This window comes from Kribbella sp. CA-294648 (assembly GCF_050943845.1).
Classification (GTDB): Bacteria; Actinomycetota; Actinomycetes; order Propionibacteriales; family Kribbellaceae; genus Kribbella.
This window is the reverse complement of the sequence record NZ_CP191981.1, coordinates 5,664,637-5,684,532: the sequence shown is the minus strand read 5'-3', so window position 1 is coordinate 5,684,532 and position 19,896 is coordinate 5,664,637. Positions and strand designations below refer to the sequence as shown.

The 19,896-nt window shown below is 67.9% G+C and carries 23 protein-coding genes; 11 read left to right on the top strand and 12 right to left on the bottom strand.

Annotated elements, in window-relative coordinates; all coding sequences use genetic code 11:
* Positions 1-7: 7 nt before the first annotated feature.
* Positions 8-745, bottom strand: a complete 738-nt coding sequence (locus ACQPYM_RS26830) for an IclR family transcriptional regulator (RefSeq protein WP_433005459.1) — start codon at positions 743-745, stop codon at positions 8-10.
* 155 nt (positions 746-900) lie between these two features.
* Between ACQPYM_RS26830 and ACQPYM_RS26825 the strand changes: the two genes are divergently transcribed.
* Together ACQPYM_RS26825 and ACQPYM_RS26820 are read left to right on the top strand one after the other, a co-directional pair.
* Positions 901-1,587 carry an SDR family NAD(P)-dependent oxidoreductase gene (locus ACQPYM_RS26825; protein WP_433005457.1) on the top strand — a complete coding sequence of 229 codons (687 nt, stop codon included), beginning with the start codon at positions 901-903 and terminating at the stop codon, positions 1,585-1,587.
* Positions 1,588-1,789: 202 nt separating this feature from the next.
* On the top strand, positions 1,790-2,785 hold the full coding sequence (locus ACQPYM_RS26820) for an RNA ligase family protein (protein WP_433005454.1): 996 nt from the start codon (positions 1,790-1,792) through the stop codon (positions 2,783-2,785).
* Between the two features lie 21 nt (positions 2,786-2,806).
* Here ACQPYM_RS26820 and ACQPYM_RS26815 read toward each other — a convergent pair whose 3' ends face one another.
* Positions 2,807-3,196, bottom strand: a complete 390-nt coding sequence (locus tag ACQPYM_RS26815; protein WP_433005451.1) for a VOC family protein — start codon at positions 3,194-3,196, stop codon at positions 2,807-2,809.
* A gap of 146 nt (positions 3,197-3,342) precedes the next feature.
* Between ACQPYM_RS26815 and ACQPYM_RS26810 the strand changes: the two genes are divergently transcribed.
* The 5 genes from ACQPYM_RS26810 (at position 3,343) to ACQPYM_RS26790 (ending at position 7,129) form a co-directional block, all read left to right on the top strand.
* Positions 3,343-3,876: a DUF1360 domain-containing protein gene (locus ACQPYM_RS26810; protein WP_433005448.1), complete on the top strand. Its 534-nt coding sequence runs from the start codon at positions 3,343-3,345 to the stop codon at positions 3,874-3,876.
* 76 nt (positions 3,877-3,952) lie between these two features.
* Positions 3,953-4,339 carry a DUF2243 domain-containing protein gene (locus ACQPYM_RS26805; RefSeq protein WP_433005445.1) on the top strand — a complete coding sequence of 129 codons (387 nt, stop codon included), beginning with the start codon at positions 3,953-3,955 and terminating at the stop codon, positions 4,337-4,339.
* Positions 4,339-5,172: a cytochrome c oxidase assembly protein gene (locus ACQPYM_RS26800; RefSeq protein ID WP_433005442.1), complete on the top strand. Its 834-nt coding sequence runs from the start codon at positions 4,339-4,341 to the stop codon at positions 5,170-5,172. Before ACQPYM_RS26805 ends, ACQPYM_RS26800 begins: the two co-directional genes overlap by 1 nt.
* 9 nt (positions 5,173-5,181) lie before the next feature.
* The gene (locus ACQPYM_RS26795; RefSeq protein WP_433005439.1) at positions 5,182-5,949 is read left to right on the top strand and encodes a hypothetical protein; all 768 of its coding nucleotides are present in this window, start codon (positions 5,182-5,184) and stop codon (positions 5,947-5,949) included.
* A gap of 619 nt (positions 5,950-6,568) precedes the next feature.
* A complete protein-coding gene (locus tag ACQPYM_RS26790; RefSeq protein ID WP_433005436.1) occupies positions 6,569-7,129 on the top strand; it encodes a hypothetical protein in 561 nt (186 codons plus the stop codon).
* Between the two features lie 45 nt (positions 7,130-7,174).
* On the opposite strand, the gene ACQPYM_RS26785 is transcribed toward ACQPYM_RS26790, so the two are convergent.
* Positions 7,175-8,044 (bottom strand): cytochrome c biogenesis CcdA family protein, encoded by an 870-nt coding sequence (locus ACQPYM_RS26785; protein WP_433005433.1) that lies wholly within the window; start codon positions 8,042-8,044, stop codon positions 7,175-7,177.
* 12 nt (positions 8,045-8,056) lie between these two features.
* Positions 8,057-8,650 (bottom strand): redoxin domain-containing protein, encoded by a 594-nt coding sequence (locus ACQPYM_RS26780; RefSeq protein WP_433005430.1) that lies wholly within the window; start codon positions 8,648-8,650, stop codon positions 8,057-8,059.
* Positions 8,651-8,860: 210 nt separating this feature from the next.
* Between ACQPYM_RS26780 and ACQPYM_RS26775 the strand changes: the two genes are divergently transcribed.
* Positions 8,861-9,193: a TfoX/Sxy family protein gene (locus tag ACQPYM_RS26775; protein ID WP_433005427.1), complete on the top strand. Its 333-nt coding sequence runs from the start codon at positions 8,861-8,863 to the stop codon at positions 9,191-9,193.
* A gap of 72 nt (positions 9,194-9,265) precedes the next feature.
* Here ACQPYM_RS26775 and ACQPYM_RS26770 read toward each other — a convergent pair whose 3' ends face one another.
* On the bottom strand, positions 9,266-10,054 hold the full coding sequence (locus ACQPYM_RS26770) for an alpha/beta fold hydrolase (RefSeq protein ID WP_433005424.1): 789 nt from the start codon (positions 10,052-10,054) through the stop codon (positions 9,266-9,268).
* Positions 10,051-10,572 (bottom strand): PadR family transcriptional regulator, encoded by a 522-nt coding sequence (locus tag ACQPYM_RS26765; RefSeq protein ID WP_433005421.1) that lies wholly within the window; start codon positions 10,570-10,572, stop codon positions 10,051-10,053. Before ACQPYM_RS26765 ends, ACQPYM_RS26770 begins: the two co-directional genes overlap by 4 nt.
* A 131-nt stretch (positions 10,573-10,703) precedes the next feature.
* Here ACQPYM_RS26765 and ACQPYM_RS26760 point away from each other — a divergent pair, with 131 nt between their 5' ends.
* The gene (locus tag ACQPYM_RS26760; RefSeq protein WP_433005418.1) at positions 10,704-11,117 is read left to right on the top strand and encodes a hypothetical protein; all 414 of its coding nucleotides are present in this window, start codon (positions 10,704-10,706) and stop codon (positions 11,115-11,117) included.
* A gap of 146 nt (positions 11,118-11,263) precedes the next feature.
* On the opposite strand, the gene ACQPYM_RS26755 is transcribed toward ACQPYM_RS26760, so the two are convergent.
* From ACQPYM_RS26755 to ACQPYM_RS26740, 4 genes are all read right to left on the bottom strand, one after another.
* Complete coding sequence (locus ACQPYM_RS26755) at positions 11,264-12,004, bottom strand: NmrA/HSCARG family protein (protein WP_433005415.1); 741 nt, start codon at positions 12,002-12,004, stop codon at positions 11,264-11,266.
* Between the two features lie 321 nt (positions 12,005-12,325).
* The gene (locus tag ACQPYM_RS26750; protein WP_433005412.1) at positions 12,326-12,676 is read right to left on the bottom strand and encodes a hypothetical protein; all 351 of its coding nucleotides are present in this window, start codon (positions 12,674-12,676) and stop codon (positions 12,326-12,328) included.
* A 77-nt stretch (positions 12,677-12,753) separates the two neighbouring features.
* Complete coding sequence (locus ACQPYM_RS26745; RefSeq protein WP_433005409.1) at positions 12,754-13,422, bottom strand: response regulator transcription factor; 669 nt, start codon at positions 13,420-13,422, stop codon at positions 12,754-12,756.
* Positions 13,423-13,427: 5 nt separating this feature from the next.
* Positions 13,428-14,585, bottom strand: coding sequence for a sensor histidine kinase (locus ACQPYM_RS26740; RefSeq protein ID WP_433005406.1), 1,158 nt, complete (start codon positions 14,583-14,585; stop codon positions 13,428-13,430).
* Positions 14,586-14,865: 280 nt separating this feature from the next.
* On the opposite strand from ACQPYM_RS26740, the gene ACQPYM_RS26735 reads away from it, so the two are divergent.
* The gene (locus ACQPYM_RS26735) at positions 14,866-15,828 is read left to right on the top strand and encodes an SDR family NAD(P)-dependent oxidoreductase (protein ID WP_433005403.1); all 963 of its coding nucleotides are present in this window, start codon (positions 14,866-14,868) and stop codon (positions 15,826-15,828) included.
* A 100-nt stretch (positions 15,829-15,928) separates the two neighbouring features.
* Positions 15,929-16,957: a LacI family DNA-binding transcriptional regulator gene (locus ACQPYM_RS26730; RefSeq protein ID WP_433005401.1), complete on the top strand. Its 1,029-nt coding sequence runs from the start codon at positions 15,929-15,931 to the stop codon at positions 16,955-16,957.
* Positions 16,958-17,064: 107 nt separating this feature from the next.
* On the opposite strand, the gene ACQPYM_RS26725 is transcribed toward ACQPYM_RS26730, so the two are convergent.
* Complete coding sequence (locus ACQPYM_RS26725) at positions 17,065-17,973, bottom strand: alpha/beta hydrolase family protein (RefSeq protein WP_433005398.1); 909 nt, start codon at positions 17,971-17,973, stop codon at positions 17,065-17,067.
* Between the two features lie 27 nt (positions 17,974-18,000).
* Positions 18,001-19,878: a rhamnogalacturonan lyase gene (locus ACQPYM_RS26720; protein WP_433005395.1), complete on the bottom strand. Its 1,878-nt coding sequence runs from the start codon at positions 19,876-19,878 to the stop codon at positions 18,001-18,003.
* Between the last annotated feature and the right edge of the window lie 18 nt (positions 19,879-19,896).

Sequence of the window (19,896 nt, the reverse complement as noted above, 5' to 3'; positions counted from 1 at the left end):
TGCCAGTTCATAGCCACCCTTGGTTGACCGGTCGTACCTGGTCCAGCTCTTCCCGGATTTTTCGGCCGATGGTGATGAGGCGCGCTTTCGGGAGGCGGATCGTGGGCCCGGCGACCGCGATCGCGGCCCGCGGTGTGACCGCGATCGCGACACAGGAGATCCCGGCCTGCTGGCTGTCCAGATCGAGGGCGAAGCCATGGCGCTCCGCGTCGACGATTTCCTGCGCGTGCTGTTGCCACCGCTGCGGATCGTCGGCGCGGACGGCTCGCGCAAGATCGGGATCGGCGGCGAGCAAGGCGTGGCCGAGGGCTTCCCCGAGCAGCGGCTTTCGCTCGCCGGGCCTCACGGCCAAGCGGAGAGGCTTGTCCGACTGCACGGAATCCACGCACAGGTACTCCGTGCCTGTGACGAGCGCGAGAAAACTCGACTCGCCTGATGCTTCGCTCACCTTCTTGAGTACCGGCCGGAGGCGTGCCCGCAGGGCGAGCTCAGCCTCGGCGTCCAGGCGCAGTAGCCGATTGAGCTTGCTGGTCAGCCGGTAGGCGGCACCCTTCTTGTCCTGGGTGATGTAGCCCAGCTCCTCGAGCGAGGCGAGCAGATTGTGGGCGGTGCTGCGGTTGAGGCCGGCGCCGTCGGCGAGCTCGCTCAGCCGAGCGCCTTCGGAGTGCGCGGCGATGCGTTCCAGCAGGTCGAAGGCCCGCCGCACCGACTGGATCACCCGTCCCGACGATGTCTCGGATTCCATGATGCTGAACTCTACCTGATTTTGATCCTGATCATTTGACGATGTGGACACGCCTGCTCAAGCTGGGTGACAAGGGGCGCGTCCGACGGACGCCGCGGCACGGCCACCGGCCCCCGCGTCCAGCCCGAACCCCACGAAGGAAGTGACAACCAGATATGGCACGCATCATCCTCATCACCGGCGCGAACCGTGGCCTCGGCCGCGAACTGGCCGCTCAGCTGACTGCCGACGGCGACACCGTGCTGGTCACCGCCCGCGACGCCGACGCCGCAGCCAAGGCAGCGGCTGAGATCGGCGGCGACGCCCACCCGATCCAGCTGGACACCTCGGACCAGGCGAGCATCGAGTCGGCAGCACAAAAGATCGCGGCCGAGCACGGCCGCATCGACGTACTGGTCAACAACGTCGGCGGCATCTTCGACTACGGCCAGCAGCCCTCCAGTGTTGACCTGGGCAAGGTGCAGGACGCGCTGGACATCAACCTCTTCAGCGCATGGCGCACCACCCAGGGCATGCTTCCGCTGGTACGCAAGGCTCAGGCAGGACGGATCGTCAACGTGTCCAGCGAGGCGGCCTCGCTGGAGCGCATGGGCCCAGATACCTCCGCCTACGGCGTGTCCAAGGCGGCGCTCAATGCGCTGACCCGGTCATTGGCAGCCGAACTCACCGACGAGGCCATCACCGTCCACTCCGCGAGCCCGGGCTGGACCGCTACCGACCTCGGCGGCGAAGGTGGCCGCCCGGTTTCAGAAGGCGCGGCCAGCATCAAGCACGTCGTGAACCTGCCTACCGAGGCGGGCACCGGTCACTACTACCAAGACGAGCAGACCCTCCCCTGGTAGGGAGCGATCCGCCGACACCCCGGTTCGAGCTGAGATCTGATCGGCGGCTGATCGCCGCGGGATCGGCTCGGCACCGGGTCGGGATGTCGGGGGTTGTCGGTTTTGAACCACCGCTCACGGTACTGGGCTGAGATGGTCCGGTAACGGATCCGCGGGGCGCGCGATGTGGTGTCAAACCCTTGCCTAGGGCAACACTGGCGTAGTGGGCAAGCTGGGGTCCGATCTGCTCGGGCCGGTGGCGCTGGAGCTGGCCCGGGCCGAAGAACAACTCCCCGGGCCCAACGGCATGCCGGGCGGTTCGCGGTACGAGTTGAAGTGGGACGGCTTCCGGGTCGGCGCTGTGTGCCGCGGGGGCGAGGTGCGCTTGTGGTCGCGCAACGGCAAGGACTTCACCGCGAAGTTCCCCGACATCCAGGCAGCCCTCGCCGACCAGGCCGGCGCCGACTGCGTGCTCGATGGCGAGCTGGTGGTGTGGACCGGGGAACGGATGGACTTCGACGCACTGCAGGCCCGGATGGTCAACACCGCCGCGACCGTACGGCGCCGCCTGGTACGCGACCAGCCGGCCTCGCTGGTGGTGTTCGACGTACTCGCGGTGGGGAGCGTCGACGTGCGGCCGATGCGCTGGACGGCCCGCCGCAAACGGCTGGAAGGGCTCGCCCAGGCATGGCGGCCGCCGCTGCAGTTGTCGCCGGTGACCGCCGACGTCGCCGAGGCGCGTGAGTGGCTGGAGGCGTTCAAGGCCTCCGGTGTCGAGGGCCTGGTCGTCAAAGGCGCGAACAGCCGGTATCAGCCCGGTCGCCGGGAGTGGGTGAAGTGGAAGACCCGTGACACCGTCGAGGCGGTCGTCGGCGCGGTCACCGGCCGGCTCCAGACGCCCGAGGTTCTGGTCGTCGGGCGGTACCGCGGCGAGGTTCTCGAGGTGATCGGCCGGACCGTGAGGCTGACAGACGATCAGGCCGCCGCGATCGGCCGGTTGCTGAAGCCCGCCGGTCCGCGCCATCCGTGGCCGGACGAGATCGCCACCTATTGGGGCAAGGGCAGCAAGACACCACTGATCAAGGTCCAGCCTCAGCTCGTCGTCGAGGTCGCCGCTGACGCCGCGTTGCAGGCCGGTCACTACCGCCACCCACTGCGGCTCGTTCGCCACCGCACAGACCTCACCGCCGGCGACGTCGAAACGCTTCCACCACAGTGACTAGAACGCTCGTCCCTGTGGTCAGTCTTCGACGTGGATGACGCAGAACTCGTTGCCGTCGGGATCGCGAAGGACGATGAAGTCGTGCTGGTCGGGGTAGTCCCAGTCCTCGACGAGGGTGGCGCCGAGTTCGACGAGCCGCGCGACATGGCGGTCTCGCTCGCGGGTGTAGAGGTCGATGTGCACCGGCGCGGGATCGGTGGGGATCTTCTCTGCTCGCTGGACGAGCACGGTTGGGCCGGCGCCGGATGGGTCCGTGACCTTCGCGAACTGGTCGGTGTCACCGATGTGCTCGGGGCGGGTGTAGCCGAGCGCGGCAGACCAGAAGTTGGCCGTTTTGTCCATGTCGACGGAGTTGACGACAACCGTCGCGAGGAGCAGGTCCCCGACTTCTGATTTCTTCCCTGTCATAGCACTTGTGTCCCTTCGGCAAACGCAAGGCTCCCGTCCTTGGATGAGTCGCCGGTGCCCAGCGCAGGTTGGGCAAAAACGTCGGTGAGCTGTGGTTTGGGGTCGGGGTACCGCTGGGCATGGCGGCCGATGGGAGGAACCAGCAGATGACCGACCGCGCTTGGGCGCAGCGATTGACGGAGGCGGCGGATCGCCAGAGTGCGCAGTACGGAGCCGATCATCCGTTGCGCGGCCATGTCGGTGCGCTGGCCGCCTTCGCGCTGTACGGCGCGACGTTGGTGGCCGTCGGCAAGCTCAGTGGGCGGCGGTTGCCCGACCACATTCAGACTTTCGATCTGGTTCTCGGCGCCACTGCCACCTTCCGGTTCAGCAAGCTGGTCACCAGGAACACTGTGACCGATCCGCTCCGGGCACCCTTCACCCGGTACGGCGGGCCGGGTGGTCCCGCGGAGACGATCGATGAACCGCGGGGGAGTGGTGTCCGGCGGACGATCGGTGAGTTGATGACCTGCCCGTTCTGCTTCTCGGTCTGGACAGCGACCACTTACACGGCCGGAATGGTGCTCGCTCCGAGAGCTACCCGATTGATCGGAGCAGGGCTCACGATGCTTACCGGCGCCGACCTGCTGCAGCTCGGCTCGACCACCCTGACGCGCGTCGCCACGGCGGAGCACGACTGAAGAGATGCAACCGGCGATCGAGGTACGGGCATCAGTGCTGGCCGGGGCGTTGGTGGGGGCGGCGTTGATGGCCGGCGTGGACGAGGTGGTCTTTCATCAGCTGTTGGGATGGCATCACTTCTACGATCGGGCGACGCCGGCGCTGGGGTTGCTGTCGGACGGCTTGCTGCACGCTGCTGAACTGGTGGCGCTGGTTGCTGGATTCTTCTGGTTCGCGGAGCTGCGGCGGCGTCGTGTGTTTCACCGGCTTGCGGGCTGGTCGGGTCTGCTGACCGGGGCTGGGGCTTTCCAGTTGTTCGACGGGTTGGTGGACCACAAGGTTCTGCGGGTCCACCAGATCCGGTACGGCGTGGACAACCTGGCGTTGTACGACTGGCTATGGAATCTCGCTGCGGTGTTGCTGCTGGTGGCGGGAGCCATGCTGGGCCTTCGTGTTCGCGCCGCCCGGCGGGAGACTGGTTGATGCTGGGCCTGCATGGTGGGCATGGGGGCGACTCAGCGGCCGGCGATGCGTGGCTGCCGTTCGCCGTCGTACTGGTGCTGTTGGCCGGCGCCGTGGGTGCGTACCTGTGGATGACTCGCCGGACGACCCGCGGCTGGAGGTCGACGCGCACTGCGGCGTGGGTGGCCGGCTGCTTGGTGGTGGCCGTCTCGATGTCGCCGTTGCTGGCCGACCGGGCTGATCCGGTGGCTCACATGGCGCAGCATCTGCTGCTGGGGATGGTGGCGCCGTTGGGGCTGGTGCTGGGTGCGCCGGTGACGCTGGTGCTCGCGTCGTCCACGCCGGCGGTTAGGCGAAGGGTCGCGCGTGTCCTGCGGTGGCGGGTGGTTCACCTTCTCGGACATCCGGTGAGTGCAGCAGTGCTAAGTGTCGGTGGATTGGCCGTGGTGATGCTGACCTCGGCGTACGGCGCGCTGGAGCGGTATCCGTTGTTGCACCACGCGGTCCACCTGCATTACTTGGCGTCGGGCTACTTGTTCGCCTGGTCGATAGCAGGGCCTGACCCTGCGCCGCGGCGACCCGGTCTGCCGGTTCGGGTTGCCGTTTTGATCGCGGCGGCCGCGGCGCATTCGGTACTGGCGAAGGTCGTGTACGCGCAGGCGGCGAGTCTGCCGATGAGCGAGGGGCAAAGCGTTGAAGTAGTTCAGCGGGCTGCTCGTTTGATGTACTACGGCGGCGATCTGGCCGAGGTCCTCTTGGCCACGCTCCTGTTCAGCTCTTGGTTCGCCAGTACGGCGTACCGGGGTTCTTCGCGCGTGCGGAGTGTCGGGGTTGGTGGGTCGGGGCGGCGGTAGCGTGGTGGCGTGCGTTTTTTCGATCACGGGTCGGCGTACGACGACGACGCAGCCAACGAGGGGCGGCCTGTCCACGAGATCGAGGCTGAGCGCCTGCGCTACCAGATGCTCACCTATGGAGTGTCGCGGCCGGTGGAAGAGCAGGCCAAGCTTGCGTACGTCGGCTTCTCACCGGCGAGCAATACCCGGCAGATGCTTCTGCTGCTCGGAAAGTGGGATTGCGGCTCGGTCGACTTTGATGTGTGCGGGCGTTGCCAGCGGGTGCACATCTGGCACCTGGGTGTTCTCGCCGTCATGCAAGGCTACGGGTTCGAGACCAGCATGTTGCGCATGATTCGGGCCAGAACGCCCGACTACTACCGGTGGACACGCAGCGGGCTGGCCACCTGTCCCCAGGAGTTCTGGGACGGCCTTCCGCCCGAGCTGAGCAGCCGACCCGCAGTACCGTGCGAGCACTTTGACTGGCGTCCGGGGCGGGTCCGTAACGCGTGGGCGTGCTTGCGTTATCGGCGGCTGACTGGAAAGTGGTATTGGCCGGATGCCCGGGCCGAGCACCGGGCCGTCTCCGCAAGCCCGGCCGCGCGACGGGCCGCACCCGAGCGTCTCGGCGCTCAGCTCGAACAGGCCCGCCAGGATCTCGCCGAGGCCGACCGGAGAATCGCCGAGGCCGCCCGCGAGAATCAACAGACCGAGGCCCAGCGGGCACACGCGCTCCGCAAGAACACGCTTGCCCGAATCAAGTGGCTGGGCGAAAGACTCGACGAACCCGATCGCTGAACGAGCGCCGTGCTCATGCTCGGGTCTAAGGAAAGCTCCCGGGCTGCCTCGCTCGCTCTTGCGTTGCTCGCCGCTCGGCGCTCCCACCCACCCGGTGATGCGCTCCTGCGCCGCGGGAACCGAGAGTAGGCACCCGCACCGCGCAGTGCTGGACGGCGCGCGACCTCTCCCAAGGTTGTTGGGCGCAGGCTGTCGGACGGCTTTCGGCGAGGGGCCAGCGAGAGTGTCTCGCACCGGTGGGGCGGGCAGGCGTCGCGAGCCCCACGCCAGCATCACCCGCTCGCCTCGCCACCGCGGGGTCACGCGCGTCAGCGCCGGTTCTCGCAGGCGATGCAGCCGGCGTAGCGAAGCGGAGCAGGCGTCGCGAGCCCTGCCGATGCGCGCGGCTCGTGGGCCGTTCAGCGCCAGCGGTTCGCCCGCCGCCCGGCGCTTGCCTCACCACGGCGGGGTCACGCCGTGCCAGCTCTCACCGGCGATGCAGCTGGCGTAGCGAAGCGGAGCGGGCGTCGCGAGCCGTCCGAGTCAGCTCAGGTTGCCGAAGGTGCCGCGGGCGCGGTGCTGGCGAGTGGGGCATGAAACGGAAATGGCCAAGGCCCTCGGGTGTCGTATTGTCGCGGTTGTGGCGTCGTCGGCTTATCCTCCGCTTCCTTGGCAGCTTCCTCCGGCGGCGGAGCGGCTGGTCGACGAGTTTCGTCGTACCGGGTCGTTCGAGTTGGAGACGTCTCGTAAGGCGATTGCCGGGATCGTGGTGTGCACCGTGCCGTTCCTCGCGATGTTCGGCTATTCGTTCGCCAGTCCGAATCCGACGATGCCGGTCGTGATCGGGGCGATTTTCGGGGTTCCGCTGGTCGGGGTCGCGATCTGGATCATCCGCCTCCTCTCCCCGCGGGTCCGGGTCGTCGTCGACGGCAACGGGTTGGTTGTCCGGGGCAAGCGAGTGCCGTGGGTCGAGATCTCTGAGTTCCGGATCGGCATCGCGAGCAGCCGCGCGACGTACACCTACGTGATCGCCGAGCGCACCGGTCCCGACGGCCACCCGATGCCCCCGGTCAGTCTGCCGCTGCTGCTCAGCCCCAACGCGACCAAGCTGAAGGCCGCTCTCGATGTCCTGCTCGCGGAGCGACATGCCGCCGCGCGCGGCATCCCGGGAAGGATTCAGCGATGGCCACGGCAACAATGAGGCCGTTGCTGGCGATCGGATAGTACTGCGATTGTGCGCCCCGCTTCAGGTTGAGCCGGGCTGGCCGGTGCCGCGGCGGGATCGTCGGGTACGGCGTACGACGATCGCGATGATCAGCAGTATTGCGAACAACCCGGCAACTGTGGCAGTCCCGAGTTGGCCGAGTCCGTCGGCGATCCAGTGCTGGATCCGGCCGGCGGTGTCGATGATCGGGTCGGTGGTCGTAGTACCGCGAAACACCCGGATCTCGTACCAGCCGTAGTACGCGACGTAGGAGCCCGCGATCAGAAGTAGCCCGCCGCCGAGCCGAGACGCGATACCACCGAAGCGGCGGATCCGGTTGACGGTGCCTCCCTGAGCCAGCGCAACCGCGAGCGCGGCCGCGCCCACCAGCAGGCCCATCCCGGCGGCATAGGCGGCGAACAACGCAATCCCGGTCACGGTCGAGTCCGTGCGGAAGGCGGACACCACGATCGCCAGAAACGGCCCGATGGTGCAGCCGAGCGATGCGATCGCGTACGCCCCACCGAACAAAGCCATCGACAGGGCGGAACGAGTGACGGCTGGACCACGACGCGCCTTCGGTACCAGCGTGGGCAGCTCTCGGCCAATCAGCAACCACCCGCCCGCGCCGGCCAGCAGCAACCCCAAGCCGATCGTGAACCAGGGCAGGTGTTGCTGGAGTGTGCCGGCCACCGGAGCGATGGCCAGCCCGAAGAGACCGAAGACCGTCGCGAACCCGGCCGTCATTGCCGCGGTCGCCGCCAGCGCCCGCCCGACGGCCACCCGCCGCGAGGGCGAATCCTCGCCGATCACCAGCAGCGACAGGTACGCCGGCAACATGGCGAAGCCGCACGGGTTGACCGCGGCCAGCATGCCTGCCGCGAGGGCCAGCGCGAACGGAATCTCACTCATTCGAAGGGCCGGTCAACCGACGAGTTCTGCGAGCTTGTCGGACAGACCGGAGCCGCCGGGCAGGTTGCCAGTGAAAACCTTGTTGCCCTTGGCATCGAGCACCACGTAGACGCTCTGCTCGGTGACCTCGAATCGCTTCCAGACGGCGCCTGTCTCATCCGCCAGATGGGGGAACCCGGTAACCTTCTGCTCGGTGACAAACCCGCGCATCGCGTCGGCCTTGTCGAGGCCCGCGACCCCGACGACGTTGACTCGGCCCTGGTAGTCGGCGGCAACCTTGCCCGTCGCCGCGGCCTGGGCCCGGCACCTCGGGCACCACGGCGCCCAGAACCACAACACTGCCGGCTTCCCGGCCAGCGCGGCGCCGTCGAAGGCCTTCCCGTCCAGGGTGGTGGCGGTGAACTTCAGGGCCTCCGGTACTGCGGCCGACGGCGAAGCGGACCCGCTCGTACTGCGGGAACCTGGCGGCGTGACGGATGGAGAAGGCGTGCTGACGGAGTCGTCAGACGCCGGGCCGGCACTCGGTGGGGAGTCAGTCCCACCGCAACCGGAGAGCGCGAACAGGGCGACCGCCAGCGCGGCGGGGGCGAATCGTCGTACGAGCATCACAACTCCAGGACGCGGGGACTGTTCGATCCCAACCTAGAGCGGCTGTTCTCCGAACGGGGACGAGACCTCCTTACGGCTCGATGACCCTTGCAGCGCCTCGTGGTTGAGGCGGCAGTCAGCGGTTGAGGTGCCAGCTGGCTGCGCGCGCTGCCGGTGCTGACGGTGGACCTGGACCAAATTGTCGGGGGCGGTCGTTAGGGTCGGGGCATGGCGTACGACGAGGAGCTGGCCGACCGGATCCGGGAGTTGCTGGCGTCGGAGAGCGGACTGAGCGAGCGCCGGATGTTCGGCGGGCTGGCGTTTCTGTTGGACGGGAACATGGCGGTCGCGGTCAGTCCGGGCGGCCTACTGGTCAGGGTCGATCCGGACGAGGTGGAGAGGTTGCTGGCGTCTACGCAGGCAGAGGTCGCGGTGATGGGTAGCCGGGAGATGCACGGCTGGTTGGTGGTGGCGGCCGAGCACCTCCGGACCGCCCGGCAGCTCCGGCCGTGGGTGCAGCGTGGAGTCGCGCGGTCCAGGTCCTACCCGCCGAAGAGCTGATCAACCGGCCGAGACGAGAGCCACCGTCGTCGCGGCCGGGACGTGAGTTGGCGTCGCCGTGGTTGGGCGGTGTTAGAGGTTGCGTAGGCGGGGTTCTACGCGGCCGTCGAGCCAGGTGAGGATCATGGCGTCGAACAGGTCTGGGTCCTCGATGTTCCAGATGTGGTGCATGCCGGGGGCGACCCGCGTCAGGGCTTGCGGGACCGCGGCAGCGGCTGCGGTGAGCGAGCGATGGGCGACCTTGGCCTCTCGTTCGCCGGCCACGAGAAGCATCGGGCCGTCGTACTTGGCGAGGCCGTCCGGAAGCTGGCCGGCCAGGACGTCGGCGTACATGCGTCGCGCTGTTTCCGGTCGCACCGAGAGTCCGTGGCTGACGTACAGGTCGCGGGCATCCGGCGGCAGTCGGAACGCCGCCGCTTGGGCCTTCCAGAACCACGCCTTCTCCAGCAGCGCCAGCTGTAGCCCGGAAACGAGCCGATGCGCGCGACCGAGCGGCAGGAGCAGCGCGCCGGTGGCCAGGACCGACGCAACAGCGCCGGGGGAGCGGGCCGCGAGGTGGAGGGCGACGACGGCACCCAGCGAGAGCCCGACGACATGGAAGCGTCGCCGGCCGGTCAGCGCGGCGACGCGTTCGGCAACGTCGTCGGCCGCGCCGGCGAGACCGGGCCATGGCTCGGCGGTCCGCGATCCGAAGCCCGGCAGGTTAGGTGTGACGACGGTGCGGTGCTGCAGTGCTTTGAGCTGCGGCTCCCACATCCAGCCGGCGACGTTTCCGCCGTGCAACAGGACGACGGGATGGTCGTCGCGGGCTGACGGCTGCGGGTCGGTTGCCGGATGAAGCTCGGGAAAGGTCGTGGTCACCGCAACTCCTCGATGAGGCTGTCGAGCCACTCCAGCTCGGTACGGGTGTGCCGGAGCCCGTTGTCCAGCGTGGCGAGCCGAAGACGGCCGGCGCGGTCGTGGGGTTCGGCGGTGCTGTCGCGGACCAGTTCGAGCGTGGCGAGAGTCGCCTGCGCGGCAGAGCGCTGCTGCTCCAACAGCTCGGCGATCTCCTCGGGCAACAGGTCGTCGGCGAAGAAGACCCTGGCCAGGAAGGCGTTGCGCTCGAGCGGTCGGTCCAAGTCGGAGGTCAACCACTCATGTAGAGCTGCTCGCCCGGCCGCGGTGATGTGATGCTCCTGGCGGCTGGGTCCGCCGACACCCGGCACGGTCCGCACCTCGGCGAGCCCTTCACTCACCAGCGCCGCCAGCGTCCGGTAGATCTGCGCCTTGTCTGCCGACCAGAAGTAGTTGACGGTCGAGTCGAAATGCCGCTTGAGGTCGTAGCCGGTCAACGGCGCGATCGCCAGAAACCCGAGGATGATGCGCTGCAAGATCACCTCAGTAGTAGACAACACATCTAGATGATTTGTCTACTAGTCGGCGTCGGCATTACCTCTGACGTTATCGATTGTGGCGGCGGTTGGCGGCAGAGTCTGGTGTCAAGAGCTACTACTGAAGGAGACGCAAGATGAGCACTCAGACGATCGGCGCCGCCCGTACCACGACGACGGTCCGCAACCGGTTTCTTTCCCAGGTACTGCGCTTTGACGCCGTCGCGTCGGGTGGACTGGGAGTTTTGTTGCTGGGGGCAAACAGTGTGCTGGACGACATGCTTGGCCTGCCGAGGGTGTTGAGCCTCTCAGCCGGCGCGTTCTTGCTGGTCTGGACCGCGGCCCTGCTCCTGATCGCCCGTCGGCCCGACCTGAACCGGACGGCGGTGAGCGAGGTGGTCGTCGTCAACCTCGCGTGGGTGGTCGCCAGTATCGCGGCGGTCTTCACCATCGACCTGACCGGTCTCGGCATCGCCTTCGTACTTGCCCAGGCCGGAGCTGTCGCCCTGTTCGCCGAACTGCAGTTGATGGGTCTCCGCAAGACCGCCTGAGGGTGTCCTGCCCAGGCATTCTCACCGGTCGGCGGCTTGGTGGCGTTCAATGAAATCTTCGACGGTTGTGACGTGGCCCAGCAGGCTTGCTGTTTCTGCTGGGTCTGCGGGTACCGGGTTGGCTGCCAGCCAGCGCCACATTGTGGTCAGGTCTTTGCCGGTGAAGCGTTCGAAGAGCCACTGCGGCATCGGGAAGCTGCGGGGTGGTCGGCCTGTTGTTGCGGTCCAGATCTGGCGGAGTTGGGCGATCGTGCGGAACTCCGCGGCGAGTGGGAGTTCCGCGCCGACGAATTCGGACGGGTGGCGAAGGCCCGCGCCGCGATCGCGCCGAGGTCGTCGACTGTCAGCCAAGGCACGGGTGTCTGGTCGCCGGCGAGCTTGGGCATCAGGCGCCAGACCGCTACAGGTGGGTAGAAGTCCTTGTCGGTCATCAATTCCATGAACGCTGTCGGTCGCAGTACCGTCAGTGGAACACCGAGCTCACGCAGGTAGTCGGCGATGATCTGCTTCGACTCCCAGGAGTCGACACCGGTGCCACGCAGACCCGGGCCAGCCGATCCGTAGACCACGTGCTGCACCCCGGTTGCCTTCGCGGCGTCCGCGACATTCTTGCCCTGCCGCACCTCGCCATCGTGGCCGGCGATCATCGGGTTCTGCACGCTGTAGACGCCGTACGCGCCCTCGAAGACCCGGAGCAACGAATCCGGCTCCGCCATGTCACACCCGGCGACCTCGACTCCGGACGCCCGCAAGGCATCACCGGCAGGGGAGTCCGGCTTGCGGCTCAGCCCGCGCACGCGCCACCCATCAGCCAGCAGATGCCGAGCGACCGCCCCACCCTGACGCCCTGTCGCCCCCAGCACCGCAATCAACCCGTTGCGTTCCATACCAAGCCCCCTGCTGCTCAGAGTAGAACCGCAAAACCCTCCCGACCAGAGCCAAATCCGCAGTCAACTCGATAGAGCGACCCGGCAACAAACTGGTGGGCGACACAAGGAGGCCAGCCGCTTCACGTCCCCTCGACCTGCCACCACAGCGGGACCGGCCAGACCTTTGCCCCGGACCGGACCTGCTCGACCGGCGGTACTCCGTGGGTCAAGGTGGCCGAGAACCGCGCGGACGTCTACATCTACAACGTCCCGGACGAATCCGGACGCCGGCGGGACACGCCGGTCTTGAAGGTCTCTGGTGGTTTCAGGGGGCCAGTGTCATGGGATGTCCTGGTTGGCGGGGCGGAGGTCGGATTGGGGGACCCAGGCGACGTTGCCGTTGCGGTCGCGGACTCGGCCGAGCCATTGGCCGCCTTCGCGGATCCAGGCGTCGAGTTCTCCCGATTCCCACGCGACGAGTTGTTCGACGGGTTGGGGTGGGTCGACGGTGCGGATGTCGTCGAGTGGGCGGGTGCCCTGGGCGTTGAACTGCAGGTCGAGGTCAGTTTTCATCTGTTCGGCCGCGGCCCGGTCGAGGTTGGTCACGCGCCAGCCGTTGACCGCGCTGTCCCACACCCCGAAGGTGCCGCTGCCGTCGTCTGAGAGACGCACTGTGAACCGTCCAAGCATGTCTCCACGGTAGCTCATCGTCGAACAGATGTTCTAGTGTTCGCACTGCCTGGAATTGTTCCCCGCGGAGCGCCCCGCTACTGGCCGGCGAGGGCCTGGTGGACGAAGACCGCGAGTTGGGTCCGGTCGCGGAGGTTGAGCCGGCCGAGGATGCTGGAGATGTGGGTCTTCACGGTCCCCTCGGAGATGATCAGTTCCTGGGCGATCTCGCGGTTGTTGGCGCCCGCGGCCACCAGGCGGACGACCTCTCGTTCCCGATCGGTCAGCCCGGACAGTTCGGGCGGCAGCTTCCCCGTCGACGGTTTCAGCGGCGTCGAGGCGAGCAGCGCGACGACCTTGGCCGCGGCCGCCGGAGCCAGCTGAACCACCCCACGCCGGGCCAGCCTGATGGCCCGGGCCAGATCTCGGGCGGGCAGGTTCTTCAGCAAGTAGCCGGTTGCGCCCGCTTGGAGCGCCTGCTGCACGTGTTCGTCGTCGTCGAACGTCGACAACACGAGCACCGTGGTGGAAGGTTCGCTGCGCAGGATCTCCGCAGTCGCACGCACCCCATCCAGGACCGGCATCCGCACATCCATCAGTACGACGTCAGGTTTCAGCTCCTCGACCAGGCGCAGCGCTTCGGCGCCATCGGCCGCGCTGCCGATCACCTCGATACCGGATTGCTGCCCCAGGATGGCAGTGAGCCCGTCCCGCATCAGCTCCTGGTCGTCCACGACCAGCAGCCGGATCGTGTCGCTCGGCTCCATCCCGGTCACCGCTTTCCCGTAGTAGTCCGCGGAACATTGACCGACAACCTTGTACCGCCGCCGGGTGCGACCGTCAGCTGAAGTCGGCCGCTGACCAGCTCCAGCCGCTCGCGAATCCCACGCAGACCGTTCCCGGGGTCGATCGGAGGACCGATGCCGTCATCGTCCAAGGTCAGCGAAGCCACCTCGGCAGCCAGGTCCACCTCCAGCCTCACCCGGTCGGCCCGAGCGTGCCGCTGGACATTGGTCAGACCCTCTTGAGCGGCGCGGTAAAGCGCCAGCAACTGCTGTCCGGAATAACGTTGTTCATCTCCAGTGAGCTGCAGGTCCAGTTCGAACGGCAGCACCTGGAGGTCCGCAACGAGCGACTCGAGCGCCGGTCCCAGGACGAACGGTGCCTCGTCCTTGCGGAGGGCGCGGACCGAGTGCCGTACGTCGGACAACGCCTGGTCGGCGAGCCTCTTCGCGTTGCCGACGGCAACAACCGCGGCCTCCTGGTCGGCTTCGACCAGCAGTTGGGCCTTCTCCAGTTGGACACTGATCACGGTGAGGTGCTGCCCGAGACTGTCGTGGATGTCGCGGGCGAGGCGGTTGCGCTCCTCGATCGTGGCCAGCTCGGCCACCCGACTCTGGGACTCGATCAGCTGGCGGTGCGAGGCGCCGAGATCGTGCAGCAGGGCTTCCGCCCGGTACCGGCTGGCTTGCTCGCGCCGGATCAGCAGAGCGGTGGCCGTGACCAGGACGACAGCGATCACGAACAGCGTGTACGCGTTCATGCTGGCTGAGTCGGTGAGCCAGGCAGGCTTGTGCCAGGTGAACCTCAGGGTGAACCAGGCGAGGATCACCGCGCCTGCCCAGACCCCGGCCCGAGCGCCCAGCCAGAACACGACCGGGAAGGGCAGGGCCAGGTACAGGATCGAGGCCACGCTCAGCCCGTCGGTCAGGGTCAGCGCCTCGACCAGTACGGCCTGAGCGGCCAGCGCGATCGCGGCGGTCACCGGCGGCGGCGCATCGCCGTACCGACGGCTGACCAGGATCTGCAAGGTCAGCAAGACAGCCACGGTGATCAGTGCGAGTCCAGAGGTGCCGGCGGACGGGCCGGACTCGCGAACGTCGCGGCTAATCACGGCGAGGAGGCAGCTGAAGCCGACGACTCCGGTCACGCCGACTGAAACAGGGATCGGGCGGGCAGCGCGCCGTGCCACTCGCGTCTCGGTCGACATAGCGCCCTTCGGTTCGGGAGAGGACGGTCTTAGTGCAGCACACGGTGGGCGCAGCGGCATCGCCCGACCGGCTTGCCGGGTCTGTCGAACGGCCTATGCCGAAGGTCGCGACGGCTGACGCCGAGCGATGGAGCAGGTCAGGTCATCGTGCCGATGCTCCGGTCCGTTCCGCCTTCCTAGGCTGCAGGAACACGTTGCCCGAGTGGAAGGTACAAGCAAGATGACCGAACAGCAGGATGCTGGTGAAAGCACTCAGCCGGAGCGTCGGCCGGGACGGCGGGCAGTGGTGGCCGGAGCCGCCGTTGCCACGGTGGTGGCGGCCGGGGCGGTGGGAGCAGTCGGCGGAAGGCTGACCGCGGCTCCCGGCCCTCGAATGAGTGCAGCGCCGGCGGCTGGGCAACGTTTCGCGGGCAAGGTAGTGCTGATCACGGGGGCGACGTCGGGGATCGGTCGCGCCACCGCCGAGGCGTTCGCCGCCGAGGGAGCCAAGGTCGGGTTCTGCGGCCGGCGAGAGGATCGCGGCCGCCAGGTCGAGCAGCAGATCCGCGCTCGGGGTCACGAAGCGACGTACCTGCGGGCCGATGTCAGGGTGGAGGACCAGGTCGTCAAGTTCGCCGACGGGGTGGCCTCGCGGTACGGGCGGCTGGACATCGTCTTCAGCAACGCCGGGGTCCATCACATCAGCCCCGTGCACAAGACCACCACGGCACAGTGGGACGACGTGCTGAACACCAATCTGCGGGGCGCCTACTTCACCCTGAAACACACGATCCCGCATTTGCTCACCGCGGGCGGCGGGAACATCGTGCTGACCGCCTCGATCAACGCGCTGGCGGTGCGGCAGGGCTTTTCGGCGTACGGCGCCAGTAAACACGCCCTGCTCGGACTCATGCAGGCAACGGCCCTCGACTACGGCGCCCAGGGAATCCGCGTGAACGCAGTACTGCCCGGGCTGGTCGACACCGAGATGGCTCGCAGGGTCTCCGGAAACGAGCGGACCCCCGATGCCCTCTACAACGCCGGCCTCGCTGTCACCGCGCGATCGCGGGCCCCCGCAGTCGGCCGCACAGGCCAGCCCGAGGAGATCGCCGCCTTCGTCCTCGACATCGCCTCCGACCGCTATCCCTTCATGACCGGCTCAGCCCAAACAATCGACGGCGGCGCCACCGCCTCCCTCCCGTAGCGCCGCGGCGTCTCGCCCGGCGCCACACAGGTGCCGTCGGCAATGAACAGGCGGCCGTGGGCGGTAGAGTTCGGTCATCATTCGTTGCCGTTGAGGAGCCATGACCGACATCGCGCCACAGCGCGGCAAACGCCCGCCGACCATCCACGACGTCGCCGCACAGGCGGGCGTCTCCCGCGGTACGGTGTCGCGGGTCCTGCAGGGCGGGCACAATGTCAGCCCGGCTAGCCACCGGGCGGTGGACGCCGCCATCCGCAAGCTCGGCTACGTGGTCAACCAGGCAGCGCGGAGCCTGGTGACCCGGCGGGCGGGATCGGTCGCGTTCCTGCTCTCGGAGACGCAGGACCGGTTGTTCCTGGACCCCAACCTGGCCACCCTGCTGCGGGGCTGTACCACCGCGCTGGCGGCACACGACATCCCGCTCGTCCTGGTCGCGGCAGGCACTGAGGCCGAACGCCGACGCATCGCGCCGTACCTGTCCGCCCAGGTCGACGGAGCGTTGCTGTTCACCTGGGACCGCGGTACGCCGATGTTCGACCTGCTCCAGGAGACCGAGCTACCGTTCGTGTGCTGCGGCAAGCCGCATGACCAGAATGCCGCCGTGTCCTACGTGGTCGCCGACGACCGCGAGGGTGCCCGGACGATGGTCCGCTACTTGCTCGAGACGGGGCGCAAGCGCATCGCGCACATCGCGGGGCCGGCCGATGGGCCCGGCGGGTCCGAAAGGCTGCAGGGGTACCGGGAAGTGCTTGCTGAGCACCGGCTCCGTTTCAGCAAACGGCTCGTGGCGACGGGGGACTACAGCAGGGCGAGTGGTGAGGCTTGCATGCAGCAGTTGCTGACTCGGGTGCCGGATCTCGATGCCGTCTTCGTCGCGTCGGACCTGATGGCCGAGGGTGCTTTGACCGCGATCGAGCGGGCTGGTCTGAGCGTGCCCGGCGATATCGCTGTGGGCGGCTTCGACGACTCGTCAGTTGCCGCTGGCACCAATCCGCCGCTGACCACGATGCGGCAGCCCTGGCAGCGGATCAGCGAGATGATGGTGCGCCAGTTGCTGGCACAGATCGAAGGCGACGGCCCGGCCAGTGTCATCCTCCCGACAGAACTGGTCATCCGCGAGTCGGCCTAGCCCGGAGCCAGGGGGTCGTGCTGGGCGCGGCGGCACCGCGGATGGTGCCACCCGGGGCCGGTCGGCGTGGCCGGCCCCGGGTGGTGTGCTCAGCTTGAGGTTGGGTGTCAGCTCAGGAGGGCCTCCCAGCGGGTTCCGGTTGAGGTGGCGTCGGTGCGGAGGCGGTCTCGGGCGACCGTGTCGGCGTACAGGCCCCAGCGCATCCAGTCGACGAAGGTGTTGCGGGCTCGGGAGTCGCTGAAGTAGCTGCTGTGGCTGCCGCCTAGGAAGGTGAGGAACGCCTTGGGGGTGGGGAGTTCGCGGTAGGCCTGGCGGGCGGAGGAGTAGGGGCAGGTGCTGTCTCGGTCGCCGTGGACGAACAGGACCTTGGCTCGGACCGAGGAGGACGGGTTGCCCATGTCCACACAGGCCCACGGGGCCGCCGCGACGATCCGCGAGTCTGGCGCGATGGTCAACAGACCGTGGGTGGTCATGCCGCCCATCGAGTAGCCGGACGCACCCACGCCGACCGAGGTGTTGATGTGGCCTCGCAGCGGGTCGTTGGCGGCCGTGTTCAGTGCGAGGGTGCCGGTGATGGCCCGGGAGGCGTCTCGGGAGAGGTTGCCGTTGTAGGCATCACCGATGGAACTGCCGAAGTGCGGAGCGGGGACGATGAATCCGGCCGCGGCGAGTGGGCGGATGTGCCCCAGCGCACCTTGCGGGCTGGCGCCGGAGCCGTGCGTGTACTGGCAGACGGGGAACACGCCGTCAGCCACGGGAGCGTTGGTGGTTGGACCCGAACCGGGCGTGCCCTTGGCGGGGTAGTAGACGTAGGTGTTCACGCGGCGGCTGCCGCGCCACCAGGTGTACTGGCGGACGCCGACCGCGAACGGCGTGGTCGGCGCACCGGCTAATGCGGACGCGGCTCCGAGGGCCTGTCCAGCGCCGAGTGCTTGGCCGGCGCCGAGTGCGGTGAGCCCTGCGCCGGCGGCTCCGGCGGCGGTGAGGCTGAGGAAGGTACGACGTTGCATGGGCATGAGCACTCCAAGGGGCGGAGGTGGTGGTCAGTTGCTGATGGCGAAGCTGGGGTGGGGCGGCTGGTTGTAGGCGGTGTTCTGCCAGGCGACCGCTACTCGGTACTGGCGGTCCTGCATGAGGGACGGGCGGGTGATGGTGGTGCTGTCGGTGGTGGAGTAGATGCGCAGGGCGCGGTTGTCGGAGGTGCGCCAGATGACTTCTTCGCGCCAGTCGCCGAGGATGTCGGCCGACAGCGCAGGGGTGGACTTGGTGCCGTTGTTCGACACGACGCCGGAGCCGGTGAGCAGGCGGGTGTCGCCGCTGGTGCCGTACTTGCTGATCTGTGTGCCGTTGAGCAGTTCGCGTTGGGCGTCGCCGTCCCACCAGATCACGAAGTTGATCGAGCCGGGTTTGCGGGCGGCGACCTGGCCGCCGGTGGTGGCGCTGCGCAGTCCGCCGACGGATGCGGACCAGGCTTCGGCGCCGCGGTTGCCGGCCCAGATGTCCGCGGCGACTGCCCTGCCGTTGTCACAGCCACACGACGGAGCGCTCCAGATGATCTGACCGGTCCGCGCGTCACCCATCCAGTGCGTCGGCTCGCTCGTCCATTCCGACGGCTTGAACACCTCGAGCCCGGGACGGCTCGGGATGAAGTCGCTGACGTGGTAGGCGTCGCCGTGGTGGGTGTTGTTCTGCCACAACCCACGTCCGTTGTCGTCGATCGCCATCGAGCCGTACATCACCTCGTCACGACCATCGGCATCCACATCCGCGATGGACAAGTTGTGGTTGCCCTTGCCGGCCCACTGGCTGCCGGCGGTGTTGGAGTCGAAGATCCACCGCTGCGTCAGCGCGCCGTTGCGGTAGTCCCAGGCCGCGATGACGGAGCGGGTGTAGTAGCCGCGGGCCATGATGATGCTGGGTCGGGTGCCGTCCAGGTAGGCGGTGGCGGCGAGGAAGCGGTCGACGCGGTTGCCGTAGTTGTCGCCCCACGACGACACGTTGCCGCGCGGCGGCTGATAGTTCGCGGTCGCCAAGACGCCGCCGTCCGTTCCGCGGAACACCGACAAGAACTCGGGTCCGGTGAGGATGTAGCCCGACGAGTTGCGGTGGTTCGCGCTCGCGTTGCCGATCACCTGCCCGGTGCCGGAGCGGGTGCCGTCCGCGGTCTTCACGGCGACTTCGGCGCGGCCGTCACCGTCGTAGTCGAAGACCTGGAACTGCGTGTAGTGCGCACCGGCCCGGATGTTGCGACCCAGATCGATGCGCCACAACCGGGTGCCGTTCAGCTTGTAGGCATCGAGGTACACATTGCCGGTGTAGCCGGCATGGGAATTGTCCTTGGCGTTGGTCGGGTCCCACTTCAGCACGATTTCGTACTGACCATCCCCGTCGAGATCACCCACGCTGGTGTCGTTCGCGACGTACGTGTAGCTCTCTCCGGACGGCGTCCGGCCGCCCGCGGGAATCTGCAGCGGTACGTCGCGACTGCTGGCCATGATGCCGGCCTCACCAGAAACGGCGTTCAGCGTCAGCGACTCTTCTGCCGCGAACTTCGCTGCCCGCTCGACGCCGTTGGTCGCTGCCCGTACGACGTACTTGGCACCTGCGGGCGCACCAGTATCGACGAAACTGGTCGCGCCGCTGACCGGCGCCTTGTTCACCTTGATGCCGTTGCGATACACGTTGAAGCTGGTGCCGGCCGGGTCGTCGGCCAGCTGCCGCCAGCTGACCCGGTTGCCCTTGCCGGTGTGCACGCTGATCACGCCGCGGTTCAACTGCTCGGGCCGCGGTGCCGAGGTCTGCGTTTCGTTGCCTAGTGGTGCTTTGGAGGTCGTACCAGCCGAAGTACCGGGCAGGAGTCCGACCACGGTGATGCCGGCGATGGCGACTGCCAGCCGTCGGCCGATGGTGAAGCGACGCATGGGTATTCCTTTCGCCAA

Excerpts from the sequence above, each read along its gene's own strand:
- ACQPYM_RS26830 (WP_433005459.1), bottom strand. The coding sequence starts at position 745 with ATGGAATCCGAGACATCGTCGGGACGGGTGATCCAGTCGGTGCGGCGG.
- ACQPYM_RS26825 (WP_433005457.1), top strand. The coding sequence starts at position 901 with ATGGCACGCATCATCCTCATCACCGGCGCGAACCGTGGCCTCGGCCGC.
- ACQPYM_RS26815 (WP_433005451.1), bottom strand. The coding sequence starts at position 3,196 with ATGACAGGGAAGAAATCAGAAGTCGGGGACCTGCTCCTCGCGACGGTT.
- ACQPYM_RS26810 (WP_433005448.1), top strand. The coding sequence starts at position 3,343 with ATGACCGACCGCGCTTGGGCGCAGCGATTGACGGAGGCGGCGGATCGC.
- ACQPYM_RS26800 (WP_433005442.1), top strand. The coding sequence starts at position 4,339 with ATGCTGGGCCTGCATGGTGGGCATGGGGGCGACTCAGCGGCCGGCGAT.
- ACQPYM_RS26785 (WP_433005433.1), bottom strand. The coding sequence starts at position 8,044 with ATGAGTGAGATTCCGTTCGCGCTGGCCCTCGCGGCAGGCATGCTGGCC.
- ACQPYM_RS26780 (WP_433005430.1), bottom strand. The coding sequence starts at position 8,650 with ATGCTCGTACGACGATTCGCCCCCGCCGCGCTGGCGGTCGCCCTGTTC.
- ACQPYM_RS26775 (WP_433005427.1), top strand. The coding sequence starts at position 8,861 with ATGGCGTACGACGAGGAGCTGGCCGACCGGATCCGGGAGTTGCTGGCG.
- ACQPYM_RS26760 (WP_433005418.1), top strand. The coding sequence starts at position 10,704 with ATGAGCACTCAGACGATCGGCGCCGCCCGTACCACGACGACGGTCCGC.
- ACQPYM_RS26755 (WP_433005415.1), bottom strand. The coding sequence starts at position 12,004 with ATGGAACGCAACGGGTTGATTGCGGTGCTGGGGGCGACAGGGCGTCAG.
- ACQPYM_RS26750 (WP_433005412.1), bottom strand. The coding sequence starts at position 12,676 with ATGCTTGGACGGTTCACAGTGCGTCTCTCAGACGACGGCAGCGGCACC.
- ACQPYM_RS26745 (WP_433005409.1), bottom strand. The coding sequence starts at position 13,422 with ATGGAGCCGAGCGACACGATCCGGCTGCTGGTCGTGGACGACCAGGAG.
- ACQPYM_RS26735 (WP_433005403.1), top strand. The coding sequence starts at position 14,866 with ATGACCGAACAGCAGGATGCTGGTGAAAGCACTCAGCCGGAGCGTCGG.
- ACQPYM_RS26730 (WP_433005401.1), top strand. The coding sequence starts at position 15,929 with ATGACCGACATCGCGCCACAGCGCGGCAAACGCCCGCCGACCATCCAC.
- ACQPYM_RS26725 (WP_433005398.1), bottom strand. The coding sequence starts at position 17,973 with ATGCCCATGCAACGTCGTACCTTCCTCAGCCTCACCGCCGCCGGAGCC.
- ACQPYM_RS26720 (WP_433005395.1), bottom strand. The coding sequence starts at position 19,878 with ATGCGTCGCTTCACCATCGGCCGACGGCTGGCAGTCGCCATCGCCGGC.